This is a genomic window from Bradyrhizobium sp. 482_C4_N1_8 (assembly GCF_052075965.1).
Lineage (GTDB): Bacteria > Pseudomonadota > Alphaproteobacteria > Rhizobiales > Xanthobacteraceae > Bradyrhizobium > Bradyrhizobium barranii.
This window is the reverse complement of sequence record NZ_CP197231.1, coordinates 5,437,004-5,454,703: the sequence shown is the minus strand read 5'-3', so window position 1 is coordinate 5,454,703 and position 17,700 is coordinate 5,437,004. Positions and strand designations below refer to the sequence as shown.

Below are 17,700 nucleotides of genomic sequence, written 5' to 3'. Positions count from 1 at the left end.
AGATGACCACGACTGCCCAACAGAACCACCTCGTCGCGCTGTTCAAGGCCGCGACCGTCATTCCTGTCCTCACCATCGAGCGGATCCAGGATGCCGTGCCGCTGGCGAAAGCGCTGGTGGCCGGCGGCGTCCGCACGCTGGAGGTGACCATGCGCACCCCCGTTGCGATCGAGGCGGCGAGGGCGATGATGGCCGAGGTGCCCGAGGCGGTCGTCGGCATCGGCACGATCCTCAATCCGGCCGATTTCGTCCGCGTCGAGAAGCTCGGCGTCGCGTTCGGCATCAGCCCGGGCCTGACCCCCGATCTCCTGAAGGTCGCCGCCGACAGCTCCTTGCCGTTCGCGCCGGGCATTGCCACGGCGTCCGAACTGATGCTGGCGCTGTCGTACGGCCTCGACGTCGCAAAATTCTTCCCGGCCGAGCAGGCCGGCGGCATCAAGGGCCTGCGCGCGCTGGGCGGCCCGTTCCCGAACGTGCGGTTTTGCCCGACCGGCGGTGTGGGCGAGGCCAATGCGGCAACCTGGCTTGCCGAGCCCAACGTGGTCGCGGTCGGCGGTTCCTGGCTATGCCCGTCGGCGGAGATCAAGGCCGGGAACTGGGCCGGCATAACTGCCATCTGCCAGCGCACCCTCAAGGCCCTGAAAGCCACGTGAAGTCTTGCGGTTGGTGGGCTAAGACTTAGGTCAGTAAGAGACCCCAGGGAGATGACCATGACCGCCAGCATCGTCGGATGGGCGCATACGCCGTTCGGCAAGTTCGACACCGAGACCGTCGAAAGCCTCGTCACCCGCGTGGCCAACGAGGCGATGGCCGATGCCGGCATTTCCGCGTCCGACGTCGACGAGATCGTGCTCGGCCATTTCAACGCCGGCTTCTCGCCGCAGGATTTTACCGCCTCGCTGGTGCTCCAGGCCGACCCGAAGCTGCGCTTCAAGCCGACGACCCGCGTCGAGAACGCCTGCGCCACCGGCTCCGCCGCGGTCCATCAGGGCCTGCGTGCGATCGACGCAGGCGCGGCCAGGATCGTGCTCGTCGTCGGGGTCGAGCAGATGACCCGCACCCCCGGGCCTGAGATCGGCAAGAACCTGCTCAAGGCATCCTATCTGCCGGAGGACGGCGACACCGTCGGCGGCTTCGCCGGCGTGTTCGGCAAGATCGCCAGCTCCTATTTCCAGAAATACGGTGACCAGTCCGATGCTCTGGCGCTGATCGCGGCCAAGAACCACAAGAACGGCGTCGCCAATCCCTTCGCCCAGATGCGCAAGGATTTTGGCTTCGAGTTCTGCCGCGCCGAGAGCGAGAAGAACCCCTATGTCGCGGGTCCCCTGAAGCGTACCGACTGCTCGCTGGTCTCCGACGGCGCCGCGGCGCTGGTGCTGGCCGATGCCGAGACCGCCAAGGGCATGAGCAAGTCGATCGGCTTCCGCGCCACCGCGCACGCCCAGGACTTCCTGCCGATGTCCAAGCGCGACATCCTCCAGTTCGAGGGCTGCACGGTCGCCTGGCAGCGCGCGCTGGAGAAGGCGGGCGTTGCGCTCACCGATCTCTCCTTCGTCGAGACCCATGACTGCTTCACCGTCGCCGAGCTGATCGAGTACGAAGCGATGGGCCTGACGCCGAAGGGGCAGGGTGCCCGCGCCATCAAGGAAGGCTGGACCCTCAAGGATGGCAAGCTGCCGGTCAATCCGTCCGGCGGCCTGAAGGCCAAGGGCCACCCGATCGGCGCCACCGGCGTCTCCATGCACGTGATGACCGCGATGCAGCTCGCTGGCCAGGCGCCCGAGGGCATGCAGCTCAAGAACGCCAAGCTTGGCGGCATCTTCAACATGGGCGGCGCAGCGGTCGCGAATTACGTTTCCGTGCTGGAGCCGCTGAAGTAAGTTCTCGTAGGGTGGGCAAAGGCGCGTTTGCGCCGTGCCCACCTTTTTGTTGCGCTAGATCATGGTGGGCACGCTACGCTTTGCCCATCCTGCGGCTCTTCATTGATTGGCAGGGAATGCATCATGGGCAATGACTACGAAGACTCGCTGTCGATAGACGCACTCAACGATCGCATCGCGATCCTCGAGGACAATATCCGGCAGCTCATCGAGCAGGCCGCGGCCGCCTCCGGCGAGCAGAACGAGTCGCGGATCGCCGACCGGATCAACCAGCAGAACGATGAGCTCGACCGTCTCATCAAGATCCGCGAATCCCGCCAGAAGAAATAGCGGCCGCGGCACCGCGCATGCGGCCATACCCCGGCCGCCCTTGCGCGCGCGGCGTCGCTGCCCTTAGCTGGACCGAAATCGCAGGGCCAGGTTGAGCCCGCGCAATCGGGAGCGAACGGATGGGGCCGCTGAAGGGCATCAAGGTCGTGGATATGACCACCGTGCTGATGGGTCCCTATGCGACCCAGATGCTCGGCGACTACGGTGCCGACGTGATCAAGGTGGAATCGCTCGACGGCGACGTCACTCGCCTGATCGGCCCGATGCGCCATGCCGGCATGGGCCCGGTGTTCCTCAATACCAACCGCAGCAAGCGCTCGATCTGCCTCGACCTGAAGAAGCCCGCTGGCCGCGATGCCGTGCTGCGGCTGCTGAAGGACGCCGACGTTCTCGTCTACAATGTCCGCCCGCAGGCGATGGCGCGGCTTCAGCTCGGCTACGACGTCGTCTCCGCAATCAATCCGCGCCTCGTCTATGCCGGGGTGTTCGGCTTCGGCCAGGACGGGCCATATGCCGCCAAGCCCGCCTACGACGATTTGATCCAGGGCGCGACCGCGCTCCCCGCCTTGATGGCGCAGACCGGTGACGGCGTGCCGCGCTATGTGCCCAATGCGCTGGTCGACCGCATCGTCGGTCTCACTGCGGTCGGCGCGATCTGTGCCAGCCTCGTGCATCGGGATCGCACCGGCCGCGGCCAGCGCGTCGACATCCCGATGTTCGAGACCATGGCCGGCTTCGTCATGGGCGACCACATGGGCGGGCTCACCTACGAGCCGCCGCTCGACAAGGGCGGCTACGCCCGCCACCTCTCGCGCGACCGCCGGCCCTACAAGACCTCGGACGGCTATCTCAGCGTCATCGTCTACAACGACAAGCAGTGGGAGAACTTCTTCAAGGCAACGAGCCGCGACGATCTGCGTGCCGACCCCAAATTCGCGACCTTCGCCGGCCGTGCCGCCAATATCGACGTCGTCTATGCCGAGCTCGCGCGCATCTTCGAGACGCGCACCACGGCCGAATGGATCGATTTGCTGACCAAGGCCGACGTGCCCGTGATGCCGATGCACGACCTCGCGTCGATCCTGCACGATGAGCATCTGGAAGCCACCGGCTTCTTCCCGGTCGTGAACCATCCGACCGAAGGCCCGATCCGCAGCATGAAGGTGACGGCCAGTTGGTCGGAGACCGAGGCCGAGCCGGCAAGGCTGGCGCCGCGGCTCAACGAGCATGGCGCGGAGATCCTGCGTGAGATCGGCTATTCCGCGGACGAGATCGACGCGATGGTCCGCGATGGCGTCACGCGTTCGCCGCCGGAGCAGGGAGGGGCATCATGAGCTTCATCACCGGCGTCGGCCTCACACCTTTCGGCAAGCACGAAGGCTCGTCCTCGCTCGACCTGATGAGCAAGGCGGCGCAAGCCGCACTCGACGATGCCGGTTTCAAGCGCGCCGACATCGACGGCATCCTCTGCGGCTACTCGACCGTCTCGCCCCACATCATGCTGGCCACCGTCTTCGCCGAGCATTTTGGCATCCGTCCGTCTTACGCGCACGCCGTGCAGGTCGGCGGCGCGACGGGCCTTGCTATGACCATGCTGGCCCATCACCTCGTCGAGGCGGGCGTCGCGCGCAACGTCCTCGTCGTTGCTGGCGAGAACCGCCTCACTGGCCAAAGCCGCGACGCTTCGATCCAGGCTTTGGCGCAGGTCGGGCATCCCGACTACGAGGTGCCGCTCGGCCCGACCATTCCCGCCTATTACGGCCTGGTCGCCACCCGCTACATGCACGAATACGGCGTGACGGAAGAGGATCTCGCCGAATTCGCGGTGCTGATGCGCGCGCACGCCTGCACCCATCCCGGCGCGCAATTCCACGATCCCATCACGGTCGCCGATGTCATCGCCTCGAAGCCGGTGGCAATGCCGCTCAAGCTGCTGGACTGCTGCCCGGTGTCGGACGGCGGCGCGGCTTTCGTCATCAGCCGTGAGCGGACCGGCGAGGCCGGCGTGCGCATCCGCGGCTGCGCCCAGGCGCATACCCATCAGCACGTGACGGCCGCGCCCGCGCTCAGCGAGCTCGGTGCTGAAATCTCCATCGCCCGCGCCAAGGAGGCCACCGGCCTTGCGATCTCCGACGTGCGCTACGCCGCGATCTACGACAGCTTTACGATCACGCTCGCCATGCTGCTGGAAGACCTCGGCCTCGCCGGCCGCGGCGAGGCGGCTGCGCGCGTGCGATCAGGCCATTTCAGCCGCGACGGCGCGATGCCGCTCAACACCCATGGCGGCCTGCTCAGCTATGGCCATTGCGGCGTCGGCGGCGCGATGGCGCATCTGGTCGAGGCGCATTTGCAGATGACGGGGCGGGCGGCTAGCCGCCAGGTGCGCGACGCATCGATCGCGCTGCTGCACGGCGACGGCGGCGTGCTGTCGTCCCACGTGAGCATGTTTCTGGAGCGCGTGCGATGAGCGAACGAATCGCGGACTGGACCAAGGGTGAGCAGGCCATCACCTTTCAGACCTGCGGCGCATGCGGCCATGCGCAGTATTTCCATCGCGCCTTCTGCGCGGCCTGCGGCGCGCCCGATCCGCGCGATGCGCGCGCCTGCGGCAAGGGCAGCGTCTATGCGACTTCGCTGGTCTGCCGCGCCGCCACGCCCGAGACCCGGGCGCACTTGCCCTACAACATCCTGCTGGTCGATTGCGCAGAGGGATTTCGCATGATGGCGCACGGCGAGACGAATCTAGCTATCGGCGATGAGGTCACTGCGAGCTTCCCGACGTTTGCCGGCAAGCTCGTGCCGTTTTTCAGCAAAAGGAAATAGTAGGATCCGTCATTCGGGGGCGGTCCGAGGGACCGAGCCTGGAACGGGATTCTGAGCCTGGCTTGTGCGAGAGCCACCCCGGAATGACGAAAACACTCTACGCAACTCTTGCTAACGCCCGTAGAACAATATGCTGGCGATGACGAGCATCGCCGTCACCGCCAGCATATGCGCGAGCGCTCCCGAGGCCGCCCCCTTGGTGGCTTCCTTCATGCCTTTTTCTCCCTAGACTTGGGCGTGACTCATCGTTGCGCGGCTAGCGCACCCGACGGTCAATTGTTTTTTACTCGGAACACCCCTTGCGAGTATTCACCGTGATTTGTCCCCACACGGCGAATATCGACTGTCCCAAGGTCGATCAGCAATGCGGCGGCATTTTGACTCGATGATGTTGCTGTTGCGGTCACGCCAGAATACAGTTTCGTGGGACTCTCGCCGCTAACGACAAAAAGCATCAAAGGCCCAAGGAAATCGTCAAGGAAATCTTCAGGTAAATCATGGCCCGCATCAACTACAGCGACCCGTTCAAGGCGTCCGACCGCACCCGCGAAATTCTCGACAAGAACCGCAACGCCAACATCTTCCGCATGATGGCGCACTCGCCGAGCTACTTTGAGCAGTACTGCCGGCTCGGCGGAGCCATCCGCCACAAGGGCGAGCTCGATCCCATCGTGCGCGAGCTCGCGATCACCCGCACCGGGATTTTGTGCGAGGCGCCGTATGAGATCGTCGCGCACAAGCGCATCGGCAAGAATGTCGGCGTCACCGACGAGCAGAACGAGGCGCTGGAGAACTGGCAGGCCGCGACCTGCTTCAACGAGGTGCAGCGCGCCGCACTCGCCTTCACCGACGAGATCGTGAAGCTGAAGAAGCCGACGGATGCGACGTTCAAGGCGATCGCGTCGAAGCTGACACCGGCCGCGCTGGTCGAGCTCCAGCTCTCGGTCGGCTTCTACATCATGACCTCGAAATTTCTGGAGACTTTTGAAATCGACCTCCAGCCCGTCACGGAAGTGGTGGGCTGATCCAAAAACTGTGGCGAGGTTTGCCGATGACGATCGATGAATACGCGGTCTGGGCCGCGAGCATTGCGAAAGTCGATGAGCATCCGTCCAACGAGCGGCTGTCCTATCTCGGGCTCGGCCTCGCCGGCGAATCCGGCGAGGTCGCCGACCACATCAAGAAGCTGCTGCGCGATGACTGGCTCGACAAGGCGGGCCTCGTCGATGAGCTCGGCGATGTCATCTATTACTGGGCCTGCCTGTGCGCCGCGACCGGCCAGCAGCCGTCCGAATTGCTCAAGGCGAGCGCTGCCAAGATCAAGCGGCGACTGAGCGAAGCCGCGAGCCGCTGACCCGGATCAGCGCGCTCACGTCGACGTCAGAATGTCGACCTTGGCATTGGCGACGATCAGGCGGTCGGCGAGCAGCTGCGCCAGATTGCGCATGATGCGCTCGGAAGCGCGCGGGTGCTGCTTGCGGAAGCGCTCGAAATCCTTCAGCGGCACCTCGAATGCGGTCGCCGCCATGTCCGCGAAAACATCGGCCGAACGCGTCGGCTCCAGCAGCGCCATCTCGCCGAAGGCCATGCCGGCGGTCAGCGTCGCCAGCCGCACGCCGTCGGGCAGGGTGACATGTACGGCGCCGCTGCGCAGGAAGAACAGGAAATCGGCGGGGTCGCCGGTCGTGATGATCTTTGCCCCGGATGGAAAGGTCCGGATCGTGCAGATCGAGGCGAGGTCGGTCAGCTCTTCCTCGCTCATGCCTGATAGCAGCGGCTGCTCGGCAAGCTCGGTGGTCTCGTGGAAATCGATCGAGCCGCCGTAGCGGTAGACGATCTGGTCTTCCGCCCATTCGATCGCGGTGTCGAGCAAATAGAAGTCGCGGACGTTCTTCAGCTCCGCCGTCCATTCCCGCAGGCTGTCCCATTCCTTCGACGCACGCCTGACCCCCGACAGTACGACGGTCACGTTCAGCGCTGCCAGCTCCTCGAACGCCTCGGCCACGAGCCGCGCCCCGGCGCGGGTGGTGGAGGTGACGCGGTGGAGATCGAAGATCACGATTTGCGGCCGCGGCTGTCCGGCCAGCCTGCGCGAGACATAGTCGACCGCCGACAGCGACAGCGTGCCGACCAGCTCGATGACCCGCACCTCCTGCTCATGCCCGGCCAGAATCTCGCGCTCCTGCGGCCGGCGCACGCGCCGCGACGGGCTCTTGCCGATGTCGTAGTCGGCGATGACGGCGTTGCGGGCGTCGTCGCTGCGGTTGAGCATGTGCAGGTCGTAATGCGAGGACAGCGCCTCGCAGACCTTGATGCCGCGCACGCTGTTGCCGTGCTTGTCGAGCTTCGGCGAATAGCTGCCGAGGCCGAGGCGGGCAGGGAGTGCGGCCAGGATGCCGCCGCCGACGCCGCTCTTGGCGGGGATGCCGATCCGGTAGATCCATTCGCCGGCGTAGTCGTACATGCCCGACGACGTCATCACCGAGAGCGTCCGCGAGATCGCGTAGGGCGTCAGCACCTGCTCGCCCGTCACGGGATTGACGCCGCGATTGGCGAGCGTCGCCGCCATCACCGCGATGTCGCGCGCCGTGACCAGCACCGCGCATTGCCGGAAATAGACGTCGAGCACGCCGGCGACATTGTCCGAGATCACCGCATTGGTCTTGAGGAGGTAGCCGATGGCGCGGTTGCGGTCGCCGGTCTGGCTCTCCGAGCTGTAAACGGCCTCGTCCACCGCGAGATCGCGCCCCGCAAAGCGGCTGAGCGCAAGCCGGATCTGCTCGAAGGCTTCCGTGCCCTTGTTGTCATAGATCAGCCCGGTGCAGGCGATCGCGCCGGCATTGACCATCGGGTTGAACGGATGGTTGTCGGAATTGAGCCGGATCGAGTTGAAGGGATCGCCCGAGGGCTCGACGCCGATCGCGCTCTCGACGCGGCCGGCGCCCAGGAGGTCCAGGGCCAGCGCGAACACGAAGGGCTTCGACATCGACTGGATGGTGAAGGGCACCCGGCTGTCGCCGACCTCGTAGACATGGCCGTCCAGCGTCGCGAGGCTGATGCCAAAATGGGCAGGGTCGGCCTTGCTCAGCTCGGGGATGTAGTCGGCGACGGCGCCGGAGGTCTCGGCCGAGAATTCGTTGAGACAATTGCCCAGAAACCGCAGCAAGGGCGGCTTCGAGCGGGTCCAGGCGGAGGCGGCAGGCGAGTGCGTTGTCATCGCCTGTCTTTGTGCAACGCAATCAGGGCACGCGCAACCCGTCCGGCACCACGGCCTGCCGCCGGACCAGCAGCAGGGCGATCAAAACCGTGGGCACGAGGATCGCGAGGCCCAGCAGCGTGACCTGCATCTGCGACAGCGGCATGATCCCGCCGCCCGGGGTGGCCACGACAAAACCGCCGATCACCAGCAGCACCCGCAAAGGCCACTCCATCAGGCCCGCGCCGCGAAGGTCGCCGACAAAAGCCTGGTAGCCCTGGATGCCGCCGCAGATGAAGACGATGCCGAAGCAGGCAAGTCCGGTCAGCCCGAATGCCTCCAGATACGGGTTGCTGCCCTGAAGCAGCAGCGCCGGATTGAGCACGAAGAAGAACGGGATGAAATAGATGATGCTGCCCACCCACATGCTCTCCCAGCCCGTCTTCATCGCGGGAGCGCCGGCAATGCCGGCCGCCGCGAAGGAGGCGATCGCCACCGGCGGCGTGATCGAGGACAGCATGCCCCAGTAGAAGATGAACATGTGCACCGCCATCTTGTTGAGCCCGAGCTTCTCCAGCGCCGGCGCCACCAGAATGGCCAGGAAGATGTAGCAGGAGGTCGTGGTCAGCCCGAGCCCGAGGATCAGGCTGGTGATGGCGCACATGATCAGCAGCAGGAAGGCATCGCCCCCGGCGATACTGAGCAGGTCGTTGGCGAGGCTCGAGATCACGCCGGTGAGCGAGAAGGCGCCGATCAGCAGGCCACAGCCGGCGAGGATCGCGATCAGCTCGACGAAGGTCTTGCCGTTGAGTTCGAGGAAATGCAGCCAGCGCGCGCCGCCCCAGTTCTTGCCGGGGAAGAATTCGTTCAGTGCTGCCAGCAGGCACATGCCCCACAGCGCGGCGTTGAGCACGCCGAACCAGAACATCGCAGCCGTTGCCGCGATCGAACCGGCGAGCACCAGCGTATTGCCGAGCCTCCAGCGCGCCGGCCCGGACCATTGATGCAGGATCACGAGCAGCACGGAGGCGTAGAACGGCGCGTGGCTCTCGCGCTTGAAATACAGCAGCATGACCACGAGCACGACAATCACGAAGAGATAATACCAGCCCTCCTTGAAAGCGTCCCAGAAGCGCGGCAGCTCGGCGCGTGGCAGGCCCTTCAGCTTGTGGCGGGCGGCATAGGCGTCGACCTGCGCGAACAGGCCGACATAATAGAGGATCGAGGGGATGGTCGCGGCGAGCGCGACGTCGGCATAGCCCGTGTTCATGAACTGCGCCATGACGAAGGCGGTGGCGCCCAGCACGGGCGGGGCCAGCACGGCGCCGGTCGAGGCGCAGGCCTCGATCGCGCCGGAATAGGACGGCGTGAACCCCGTCTTCTTCATCGCAGGGATCGTCATCGTGCCCGCCGTCAGCACGTTGGAGACGATGCTGCCGCCGACGGTGCCGAGCAGGCCGGAGGCAAACACGCAGACCTTTGCCGCGCCGCCGCGGAAGGTGCCGCACATCGCGAAGGCGATGTTGATGAAGAATTTGCCCGCGCCCGTCATCATCAGCGCGGTGCCGAAGACGAGGAAGCCGATCACGGTGTCGGCAAAGGCCTGGATGGGAATGCCGAGCAGGCTCTCACCGGAGAGCATGTGATAGGACGTGGTCTGCTGCAGCGTCGACTGCGTGCCGCGGAACGGCCCGAGCCAGGAAGAGTCCGCAAACAGCGGATAGAGCGTGAAGGGCAGCACGCTGAGCAGCAGGCTCCAGCCGCCGGTGCGCCGCAGCGCCTCCATCAGCACGAACCACATCACGAGCCCGGCGGCGATGACGTTGCCAGGCGCGCCATCGAACTCCCAGCCGAATTGCGCGGCCTTGCGGATGTTGAGCATCAGCCAGATCGCCGAGCCGAAGGTCGCGGCGAACAGCAGCAGGTCATACCAGGGGATGCGGTCGAGCGGCGCCTTCTCCGATCCCGGAAAGATCAGGAAGGTGAACGGGAGCATCAACGCGATCAGCAGGTAGAAATATTCGGTGTTGAGCTGGGTGTAGTCGATGAAGAACCGCAGCGAGAATTGCTGGTTCACACACAACAGAATAGTGGCTGCGGTGGCCGCCATCAGCACCCAGCGCCACGCGCCCTTCAATGTGCGGACGCGCGTGACCTCGGCTTCCTGCAAGTCGGCGGCGGCGCCGAGATGCGGATCTGCGAACTCAACCTTCGTCGCCGGCGCTGCCGCAGTCTCTGACATCGGCGCTCTCCTAAAACAGTTCTGCGGCAGGCAGCTTGACGGTCAGTCAAACCCGTTCGGCATGTCGGCCTTGGCCAGCGCCGTGGCGCGCGCCTTCATCCAGCCCTCGAGGAAGGCCTTTTCGTCCGACGGCGGATTGGACTTGCCGTAATCCGCCCACGCCGCGCCAAGCACTTCCTGTCGCTTGAACAGCTTGTTGTTGTGGGCGTCCTGCGCGTCAGACCATTGCCCGGCTTCTTTCAAGGCCTTCACCGCGCCGGGATGCACGGGCACCACCCAGTTCTTGGTCTGCCGGTCGGCGGCGAGCCCGCCGGCGCCGGGCGCGGAGTCCTTGTAGGCGTCGTAGCTGACGATCATCGCCTTGGTCATCGCATAGACCTGGTCTGCCGGTTGCGAGGCATAGGCGACGAAGATCGGATAGGGGTAGTTGCCGAGCTCGATCGGCTTGTCCAGCGTGATGCCGGCGCCGCAGGTTGCCGTCTGCGGGAAGAAGAACGAGCCGACCTTCTGCATCCGCGCCCAGCCTTCCTTGTCCTTGGCGGGCAGCGGCGGCCAGACCAGACCGCGCGGCGAGGTCTCGGCTTCCTTGGCGGGGCCGGTGATGGTGGTGCCGAAGGCGGCGTCGGTGTCGTTGTTGATCAGGCCCTTCCACATCGCGCCGTAGCTCGCGAACTCGACGACCTTGACATCCTTCTGCGTCAGGCCTGCGAAGGCGAGCACCGCGAGCGAGTTCTGGTTCAGCGCGGGCGAGCCGACGACGAAGCCGACGCGCTTGCCTTTCAGGTCTTTCAGATCTTTCACGCCGCTATCGGCTGCGACCCCAAGCGAACCGCAATTGCAATCGACGCTCGAGAGCATGATCTGGAGCGGCTGCGGGCCCCATTCCTTCGAGCCGAACTCGAACACGCCTTCCTGCGCGAAATAGGTACCCGATCCCATCGCCGATGACGCCGCGCGCTTGGCGCGCAATGGTGCAAGCCGCGCGACGTCGTTGCCTGCGGGCAGCACGCGCACATCGGTGCCGTATTTGTCCTTCATCATCTTGCCGACGCCGACCGCGATGTTGAAGCCGGCGGTGCCGGTGTCATAGGCGGTGAACGTCAATGTCGCCGGCAGCTTGATGTCTTCGGCGATTGCATAGCTTGTAGACGCAAAAGAAATGCCCGCAACCAAGGCAGGCGCGAGCATGGTCAGCTCACGAAGCATTTTTCCCTCCAATGATCCTCGCGTTTGCCGCGAAGAGTTTCATTCTTTGTTTGAAACAGTTTTTTGTTTGAAACGGATCATGTCATCGCGATCAGGCGATGGCAACGCCGTACCGCGAACGCGGCGATGAGGCAGACAGATTGTCGCGGAAGCCACGGATAATGCAGTCAGTTCGCGACGATCGCGATCGCCTGTCCTTCGGCGACGACATCGTCGAGCTTGACGAGCAGCGATTTGATCGTGCCGCTCGCGGGCGAGGGCACAGGTATCTCCATCTTCATGGCTTCGACGACTACAACGTCATCGCCATCCGCAACGGTTCCTCCAACTTGCACGGGAGTTGCGCAGATGCGACCCGCGACCTCCGTGACGATCTTAATTTCTGGCATGCCATCGCCTTTTTGTTGTCGTTGCAAAATGCCTGAGGTAGCGTCGTCTGCAAGTGGAATTTAATTCCGCAGAGCGGAACGAACGGTAGGGAACATGGGACGACGATCGGAGCGGTTAAGCAGGCAAGGTGCGCTCGCTGGCGATGCCGGCGAGGGTGATGTCATCCAGGTGGTGTCGCGCGCGTTCGACGTGTTGCGATGCTTCGAGGGCCATGAGGCCCGACTCGGCAATCTCGAGATTTCAAATCGCTGCGGCCTGCCGCGCTCGACGGTGTCGCGGCTCACGCACACGCTGACGCGGATGGGGCAACTCGTGTACCTGCCGCGCGACCAGAAATATCGCATCGGCCCGAGCGCGGTGGCGATGAGCGCCTCGATGATGAAGGGCGCGCAGCTGCGCAGCATGATCCGGCAGCGGCTGCAGGAAGTCGCCGAGCAATTGCCAGGCACTGTCGGCTTCGTCGTCCCCGATCGCTTCCATCTGGTCTATCTCCAGTTCGCGCGCTCGGCGACTGCGCTCGGTCTGCATGAGGGCACCGGCAGCCGCATCTCGATGGCCTCGACGGCCGCGGGCGCGGCCTACACCGCGGCGCTTTCGCCTGAAGTCGGCGATGCCTTCATTACGGACATGGAACGGGAAGCGCCCGAAGCTGCAAAGATCCTGCGGCCCCGCATCGAGGCCAACAGGCAGTCGTTGCTCGAGCGCGGTTATGTCACGGCCTGCGGCCTGTGGAGCCCGCACATCAACGGCCTCGCGGTGCCGATCTGGTCGCCGCAATACCAGACCTTCGTCGTCATCACGATCGGGCTGTTGTCGTCGATGTATGACGAGCAGCGTCTGCATGCGGAAGTCGCGCCGTTGATGGTCGCGCTCGGCCGCTCGCTCGGAAGCCTGATGGAGGGCGCCGAAGGTGATGTCTTCAACAACCGCCTCTCGCGCAAACCGGTCGCAATGGCCGTGCATAACAATAACAAGCCGATCAATTCGGAGGGAGTGAATGAACTGGAAGCCGGAACTCGACGAGCTCGCCCGGCGCGAAGCCTTCGCGCGGGAGATGGGCGGCGTTGACAAGGTCAAGCGTCAGCATGACCAGGGCCGACTGACTGTTCGGGAGCGTATCGACAGACTGATCGACAGCGGCACCTTTCACGAGATCGGTGCCGTCTCCGGCATCGGTGAGTACGATTCCAGCGGCGAGTTGCAGAAATTGACGCCGGCGAACTGCGTGTTCGGCCGCGCGCGCGTCGAAGGCCGCACGGTCGTCGTGGTCGGCGACGATTTCACCGTCCGCGGCGGCTCGGCCGATGCGTCGATCTCGGCCAAGCCGTTGATGGCGGAGGAGATGGCGCACGACTTCCGTCTGCCCATCGTCCGCATCATTGAGGGCTCCGGCGGCGGCGGCTCGGTCAAGACCATCGAGACCAAGGGCGCGGCCAATCTGCCGGGCGGCATCGGCGGCACGCGCTGGTATCGCTTCACGACGGAGAATTTGTCGCGCGTGCCGGTCGTCGCGCTCGGTCTCGGCTCGGTCGCGGGCCTTGGCGCGGCGCGCCTTGCCGCCAGCCACTATTCCATCATGACCAGGAAGTCCGCGATGTTCGTCGCGGGGCCGCCGGTGGTGAAGGCGCTCGGGCAGGACCTCTCGAAGGAGGAGCTTGGCGGCGCCGACATCCAGACTCGCGCCGGCGCGGTCGATCACGCCGTCGATACGGAAGAAGAGGCGTTCGCCTGCGCGCGACGTTTCCTCTCTTATCTGCCGTCATCGGTCTACGAACTGCCGCCGACCTTGCCCTGCACCGACAATCCGGAGCGCACCGAAGAAGCCCTGATGAATGCGGTGCCGCGCAACCGCAAGCAGGTCTACAAGATGCGGCCGATCGTCGAGCAGGTCGTCGACAAGGGCTCGTTCTTCGAGGTCGCCAAGAATTTCGGCAAGCCAATCATCGTCGGTCTCGCCCGGCTCGAGGGCAGGGCGGTGATGGTGCTTGCGAGCGACAGCTTTCACTATGGCGGCTCGTGGACTGCGGATGCGTGCCAGAAGGTGGTGCGCTGGGTCGACTTCGCGGAAACGTTTCATCTGCCGATCGTCTATCTCATGGACTGCCCGGGCTTCATGATCGGCCTCGATGCCGAGAAGGCCGCCACCATCCGCCACGGCGTCCGCGCCATGGCCGCGGTCAACCAGACCACCGTGCCCTGGTGCACCGTGATCCTGCGCAACGCCTTCGGTGTCGCCGGCGTGGTGCATCAGCCCGCCGACCGCTTCTCGATCCGCTACGCCTGGCCGTCAGCCTATTGGGGCTCGCTGCCGCTCGAAGGCGGCATCGAAGCCGCCTACCGTGCCGACATCGATGCGGCCGAGGACAAGGCGGGCAAGCTCAAGGAGATCCAGGAACGTCTCAACAAGCTGCGTTCGCCGTTCCGCTCCGCCGAAAAATTCTGGGTCGAGGAGATCATCGATCCCCGGAAGACGCGGTCGCTGCTGTGCGAGTTCGCGAGGCTGGCCGAGCCGCTGCGGAAGGCGGGGCCGCCGGAGAACATGACGATCAGGCCTTAGGTTGCGGTCATGGCGAGCAACCGGGGGCGCGCGAAGCGAAGTCCCGATGACGGGCTCCGCGAAGCAATCCTGACTTTACCCGCGGAGGCCGTCTGGATTGCTTCGTCGCTTCGCTCCTCGTGGAGCGGCGCGGTGCAAGTCGTGATGCGTGGAACCATTTCCGGCGCTGTGCATTCAAACGCGCATGAGGAACCTGTATTTCGGCATCGGGGCTCTCGCCGCCGCGCTGGTTCTCTTTACGGTTTGGCTGGGCCAGCATGAACGGGAGGCATCAATCGATCGCCTCGAGCAATGGGTGATTCCACGCCCGCCACCTGAGCGCTAAAGGAATCGCGGCCGTCACTGACGGCCCTATCGAAATACCCGCAAACACATTCGTTGTAAGCCGCCACGGAAACGGCCACGCCTTCGGCCGGACAGATCGACATTTTAGACCTGCCGGGGATGTCACTGCCGCCGGTCTTCAGCGGCAGCGACATGAGGATTGACGATTAGCGCTTGGGCAGCGAGGCCATCACTTCGCCCGCGTCGCCATCCTCCAGACAGGGTGTGACGGTCAATGGGAGCAGGTCAGCCCACTGTGCGAGCCACCGATACATCGCCTTTGGATCGCTCGATTCAGAGATCGCAAATCCCTGTCCGTTCATGCCATGCCACCGGCCCAGCATCTTGACGCCTTCGGGTGGCGCTCCGCCGGTTTCCAGAAAACGGCTGACGGCCGCATTGAAGGTGCCTTGAGGTACACTCCAGGTTGTAATGAATTTCATGCGATTCTCCCATAATCTGAATTATTGGATGAATGCCGCGGCTGCGCCGCCCGCGCACAATAGCGCTGGCGTGTCGAATAACAACGGCGAATGAAGCCGCGGGTTAGTGCGATGGAGGCGCCGTAGCGGACTTGGTCGTGTGTCACCGGCGTCCGCCGGAGAACATGACGATACGGCCGTAGCGGCGCGAACGGGGAACTCATTGGGGCTGCCGACCTATCCCGTCTCTGATAAGATCATCTCGGGAATGAGACCGGGAGGGCTCGCTCATGTCGGCTGTCGATGCGAAGATCGTCCGCACCATGTGTCCGATGAACTGCCACCCGACGTTTTGCGGAATGCAGGTTGAGGTCGAGAGCGGTCGGCTCAAGACGCTGAGCGGAGACAAGGATAATCCGGACAGTGCCGGGTTTCTTTGCGTTCGCGGGCGCGCGACCAGCGAGATCTTCGGCAATCCGAAGCGACTGCTCTACCCCCAGATTCGCGACGATCGCCGCACCGACATCTGGCGCCGGGTAAGCTGGGACGAGGCGCTGGATTTCATGGCGAAGCGGATGCGGTCGGCTGGACCCGAGGCGGTGGGTCTATGGGCGGGGCATGGCGGCTTCACCGTGGGCAGTGCCGTGACGGTGCAGTTGATGCAGCGTTTCGCGCATATGTATGGATGCCAGAACTGGCATCCTGCAATGGTCTGTTGGGGGCTTGGCGGTTTTGGAGTGGGTCTGACGGGCGCGCTCAAGGTCAATACCAAGGAGGATATGGCTGAGAACTCGAACATGATCGTGCTTTGGGGCGCGAACATTTCGAGTCAGCCCAATACCGCCCGTCATATCGTCGCGGCTCGGCGTCGCGGGGCAAAAGTCATCACGATCGATGTAAGGAGAACGGAAGCGGCGGCTCAATCGGATGAAGTTTTCCTGATCCGCCCTGGATCGGACGCTGCGTTCGCTTTGGCCGTCATGCACGTCATCGTCACTGAAAAGCTCTACGACTCTGAGTTTATCGAAGCGCATACCGTCGGCTTCGCGGAATTGTCGTCTCACGTTCTGCCCTTCACGCCGGCCTGGGCAGCAGCCGAGACCGGTCTTGAGGAAGGCCAGATTGCGTCGTTCGCCAGAGCGTACGCGTCCACGCGACCAGCCATGATCCTTCTCGGCGGCAGCTCCATGCACAAGAGTGCCAACGGCTGGCGCGCGGCGCGTGCGATCAGCTGTCTGCCGGCGTTGACCGGCAATTTTGGGGTTGCAGGCGGCGGTCTCGGCCCACGTCATGGCGCCCACAGTGCGGCCATGTGCAATCTGAATACGGGTGTGGCACGCGCGTCGGGCAATTATGTTGCCAATCAAATGCCCGACATCGCAAAGGCCTTGTCCGACGGGCAGCTCAAGGTTTTGCTCCTGCTGGGGACCAACATGCTGTCGTCCTTCGCGGACGCCGGTGAAATCTCCCATGGTCTCGACAAGACGGGTCTGGTCGTTTGCGTCGATCTGTTCATGAATGAAACGGCGCGGCGTTTCGCCGATGTGTTGTTGCCTGGAACCGCCTGGCTCGAGGAATTGGGATTTAAGGTGACGAACACGCACCTCTATCTGATGGAGCGTGCACTAGAGCGGGAGGGAGAGACGCGCCCGATCCATGAAATCCTGAGTTCTTTGGCAGACTCCCTCGGGCTTGCTGACTTCTTTCCGTGGGCGTCGATCGAAGAGGTGATCGATGTCATCTTGAATGACACGACAACCGGCCATGCGACTGTTGCGTCGCTGCGCGCTGCCGGCGGCTTTTTGCCTCTTAACGTGCCCGCGGTCGCCTATGCGGATCGGAAATTCGATTCACCGTCCGGGAAGATCGAATTCTGCTCGCCGCAGGCGGCAAGGCTCGGGCTTCCGCCACTTCCGGTGCATGGCGGCGACCAGGCTTCGCCCTATCCGTTGTCGCTGAGCTTCGGAAGGACGCTGACACATTTTCATTCGTTCTATGACGAGGGTCAGGCTCTCCCGGCATTGGCAAAGCACAATGTCGCCCCGCAACTCTGGATATCGCCGGTGGATGCAGAGGCGCGTCAGCTCAGCAACGGGGATGCGATCAGGATTTACAATCAACGGGGCGAGTTCGCGGCAAAGGCCTGCGTCACCGACGACGTGAAGCCCGGGGTGGTCTGGATGCGCGATGGCTGGGTTGGCCTCAATCATCTCACGTCCGGCGACGCGGTCCTGACCGGAGACGCTCTCAGTCTTTTTCACTTCTCCGTTGGCCAGTCCGACTACGGCGCCCGCGTGGAGGTCGCGCGAAGGCAGGCATCGTTGTAGACG

General features: G+C 64.2%; 16 protein-coding genes. 11 read left to right on the top strand and 5 right to left on the bottom strand.

All coding sequences use genetic code 11. The features are described 5' to 3' along the window. Positions 1–2 precede the first annotated feature (2 nt). From eda to AB7Z56_RS26385, 8 genes are all read left to right on the top strand, one after another. Positions 3–653: a bifunctional 4-hydroxy-2-oxoglutarate aldolase/2-dehydro-3-deoxy-phosphogluconate aldolase gene (gene eda / locus AB7Z56_RS26420; RefSeq protein ID WP_354176773.1), complete on the top strand. Its 651-nt coding sequence runs from the start codon at positions 3–5 to the stop codon at positions 651–653. 57 nt (positions 654–710) lie between these two features. After that, positions 711–1,880 (top strand): acetyl-CoA acetyltransferase, encoded by a 1,170-nt coding sequence (locus tag AB7Z56_RS26415; protein WP_063983845.1) that lies wholly within the window; start codon positions 711–713, stop codon positions 1,878–1,880. A gap of 123 nt (positions 1,881–2,003) precedes the next feature. After that, a complete protein-coding gene (locus AB7Z56_RS26410; RefSeq protein WP_014495977.1) occupies positions 2,004–2,210 on the top strand; it encodes a hypothetical protein in 207 nt (68 codons plus the stop codon). A 119-nt stretch (positions 2,211–2,329) separates the two neighbouring features. Further along, a complete protein-coding gene (locus AB7Z56_RS26405) occupies positions 2,330–3,544 on the top strand; it encodes a CaiB/BaiF CoA transferase family protein (protein ID WP_085401985.1) in 1,215 nt (404 codons plus the stop codon). Next, on the top strand, positions 3,541–4,677 hold the full coding sequence (locus AB7Z56_RS26400) for a thiolase family protein (protein ID WP_063983843.1): 1,137 nt from the start codon (positions 3,541–3,543) through the stop codon (positions 4,675–4,677). The genes AB7Z56_RS26405 and AB7Z56_RS26400 overlap by 4 nt, the downstream gene beginning before the upstream one ends. Then, positions 4,674–5,033, top strand: coding sequence for a Zn-ribbon domain-containing OB-fold protein (locus AB7Z56_RS26395; RefSeq protein WP_063983842.1), 360 nt, complete (start codon positions 4,674–4,676; stop codon positions 5,031–5,033). Before AB7Z56_RS26400 ends, AB7Z56_RS26395 begins: the two co-directional genes overlap by 4 nt. A gap of 497 nt (positions 5,034–5,530) precedes the next feature. Then, positions 5,531–6,058, top strand: a complete 528-nt coding sequence (locus AB7Z56_RS26390) for a carboxymuconolactone decarboxylase family protein (protein ID WP_028146557.1) — start codon at positions 5,531–5,533, stop codon at positions 6,056–6,058. A gap of 26 nt (positions 6,059–6,084) precedes the next feature. Further along, entirely contained in the window at positions 6,085–6,387 is a 303-nt protein-coding gene (locus AB7Z56_RS26385; protein WP_014495972.1) for a nucleoside triphosphate pyrophosphohydrolase family protein, read from the top strand. A 15-nt stretch (positions 6,388–6,402) separates the two neighbouring features. Here AB7Z56_RS26385 and glsA read toward each other — a convergent pair whose 3' ends face one another. From glsA to AB7Z56_RS26365, 4 genes are all read right to left on the bottom strand, one after another. Beyond that, positions 6,403–8,250 (bottom strand): glutaminase A, encoded by a 1,848-nt coding sequence (gene glsA / locus AB7Z56_RS26380; RefSeq protein ID WP_354176769.1) that lies wholly within the window; start codon positions 8,248–8,250, stop codon positions 6,403–6,405. Between the two features lie 22 nt (positions 8,251–8,272). Further along, a complete protein-coding gene (locus AB7Z56_RS26375; protein WP_063983840.1) occupies positions 8,273–10,471 on the bottom strand; it encodes a TRAP transporter permease in 2,199 nt (732 codons plus the stop codon). A gap of 42 nt (positions 10,472–10,513) precedes the next feature. Further along, positions 10,514–11,677, bottom strand: coding sequence for a TAXI family TRAP transporter solute-binding subunit (locus tag AB7Z56_RS26370; RefSeq protein ID WP_354176768.1), 1,164 nt, complete (start codon positions 11,675–11,677; stop codon positions 10,514–10,516). Between the two features lie 167 nt (positions 11,678–11,844). Then, the gene (locus tag AB7Z56_RS26365; protein ID WP_135214343.1) at positions 11,845–12,066 is read right to left on the bottom strand and encodes an acetyl-CoA carboxylase biotin carboxyl carrier protein subunit; all 222 of its coding nucleotides are present in this window, start codon (positions 12,064–12,066) and stop codon (positions 11,845–11,847) included. Between the two features lie 94 nt (positions 12,067–12,160). Here AB7Z56_RS26365 and AB7Z56_RS26360 point away from each other — a divergent pair, with 94 nt between their 5' ends. Together AB7Z56_RS26360 and AB7Z56_RS26355 are read left to right on the top strand one after the other, a co-directional pair. Beyond that, positions 12,161–13,135, top strand: a complete 975-nt coding sequence (locus AB7Z56_RS26360) for an IclR family transcriptional regulator (protein WP_354176766.1) — start codon at positions 12,161–12,163, stop codon at positions 13,133–13,135. Then, complete coding sequence (locus tag AB7Z56_RS26355; protein WP_354176765.1) at positions 13,065–14,624, top strand: acyl-CoA carboxylase subunit beta; 1,560 nt, start codon at positions 13,065–13,067, stop codon at positions 14,622–14,624. The genes AB7Z56_RS26360 and AB7Z56_RS26355 overlap by 71 nt, the downstream gene beginning before the upstream one ends. A 491-nt stretch (positions 14,625–15,115) precedes the next feature. On the opposite strand, the gene AB7Z56_RS26350 is transcribed toward AB7Z56_RS26355, so the two are convergent. Then, the gene (locus AB7Z56_RS26350; protein WP_038941960.1) at positions 15,116–15,391 is read right to left on the bottom strand and encodes a DUF3303 domain-containing protein; all 276 of its coding nucleotides are present in this window, start codon (positions 15,389–15,391) and stop codon (positions 15,116–15,118) included. A gap of 269 nt (positions 15,392–15,660) precedes the next feature. Between AB7Z56_RS26350 and AB7Z56_RS26345 the strand changes: the two genes are divergently transcribed. Further along, positions 15,661–17,697, top strand: coding sequence for a molybdopterin-containing oxidoreductase family protein (locus AB7Z56_RS26345; RefSeq protein ID WP_441256493.1), 2,037 nt, complete (start codon positions 15,661–15,663; stop codon positions 17,695–17,697). Positions 17,698–17,700: the final 3 nt, after the last annotated feature.

Coding starts and splice junctions, on each gene's coding strand:
- AB7Z56_RS26385 (WP_014495972.1), top strand. CDS start 6,085: ATGACGATCGATGAATACGCGGTCTGGGCCGCGAGCATTGCGAAAGTC.
- AB7Z56_RS26350 (WP_038941960.1), bottom strand. CDS start 15,391: ATGAAATTCATTACAACCTGGAGTGTACCTCAAGGCACCTTCAATGCG.
- AB7Z56_RS26400 (WP_063983843.1), top strand. CDS start 3,541: ATGAGCTTCATCACCGGCGTCGGCCTCACACCTTTCGGCAAGCACGAA.
- AB7Z56_RS26365 (WP_135214343.1), bottom strand. CDS start 12,066: ATGCCAGAAATTAAGATCGTCACGGAGGTCGCGGGTCGCATCTGCGCA.
- AB7Z56_RS26370 (WP_354176768.1), bottom strand. CDS start 11,677: ATGCTTCGTGAGCTGACCATGCTCGCGCCTGCCTTGGTTGCGGGCATT.
- AB7Z56_RS26355 (WP_354176765.1), top strand. CDS start 13,065: ATGAACTGGAAGCCGGAACTCGACGAGCTCGCCCGGCGCGAAGCCTTC.
- AB7Z56_RS26415 (WP_063983845.1), top strand. CDS start 711: ATGACCGCCAGCATCGTCGGATGGGCGCATACGCCGTTCGGCAAGTTC.
- AB7Z56_RS26375 (WP_063983840.1), bottom strand. CDS start 10,471: ATGTCAGAGACTGCGGCAGCGCCGGCGACGAAGGTTGAGTTCGCAGAT.
- AB7Z56_RS26395 (WP_063983842.1), top strand. CDS start 4,674: ATGAGCGAACGAATCGCGGACTGGACCAAGGGTGAGCAGGCCATCACC.
- AB7Z56_RS26390 (WP_028146557.1), top strand. CDS start 5,531: ATGGCCCGCATCAACTACAGCGACCCGTTCAAGGCGTCCGACCGCACC.
- AB7Z56_RS26410 (WP_014495977.1), top strand. CDS start 2,004: ATGGGCAATGACTACGAAGACTCGCTGTCGATAGACGCACTCAACGAT.
- glsA (WP_354176769.1), bottom strand. CDS start 8,250: ATGACAACGCACTCGCCTGCCGCCTCCGCCTGGACCCGCTCGAAGCCG.
- AB7Z56_RS26345 (WP_441256493.1), top strand. CDS start 15,661: ATGTCGGCTGTCGATGCGAAGATCGTCCGCACCATGTGTCCGATGAAC.
- AB7Z56_RS26360 (WP_354176766.1), top strand. CDS start 12,161: ATGGGACGACGATCGGAGCGGTTAAGCAGGCAAGGTGCGCTCGCTGGC.
- AB7Z56_RS26405 (WP_085401985.1), top strand. CDS start 2,330: ATGGGGCCGCTGAAGGGCATCAAGGTCGTGGATATGACCACCGTGCTG.
- eda (WP_354176773.1), top strand. CDS start 3: ATGACCACGACTGCCCAACAGAACCACCTCGTCGCGCTGTTCAAGGCC.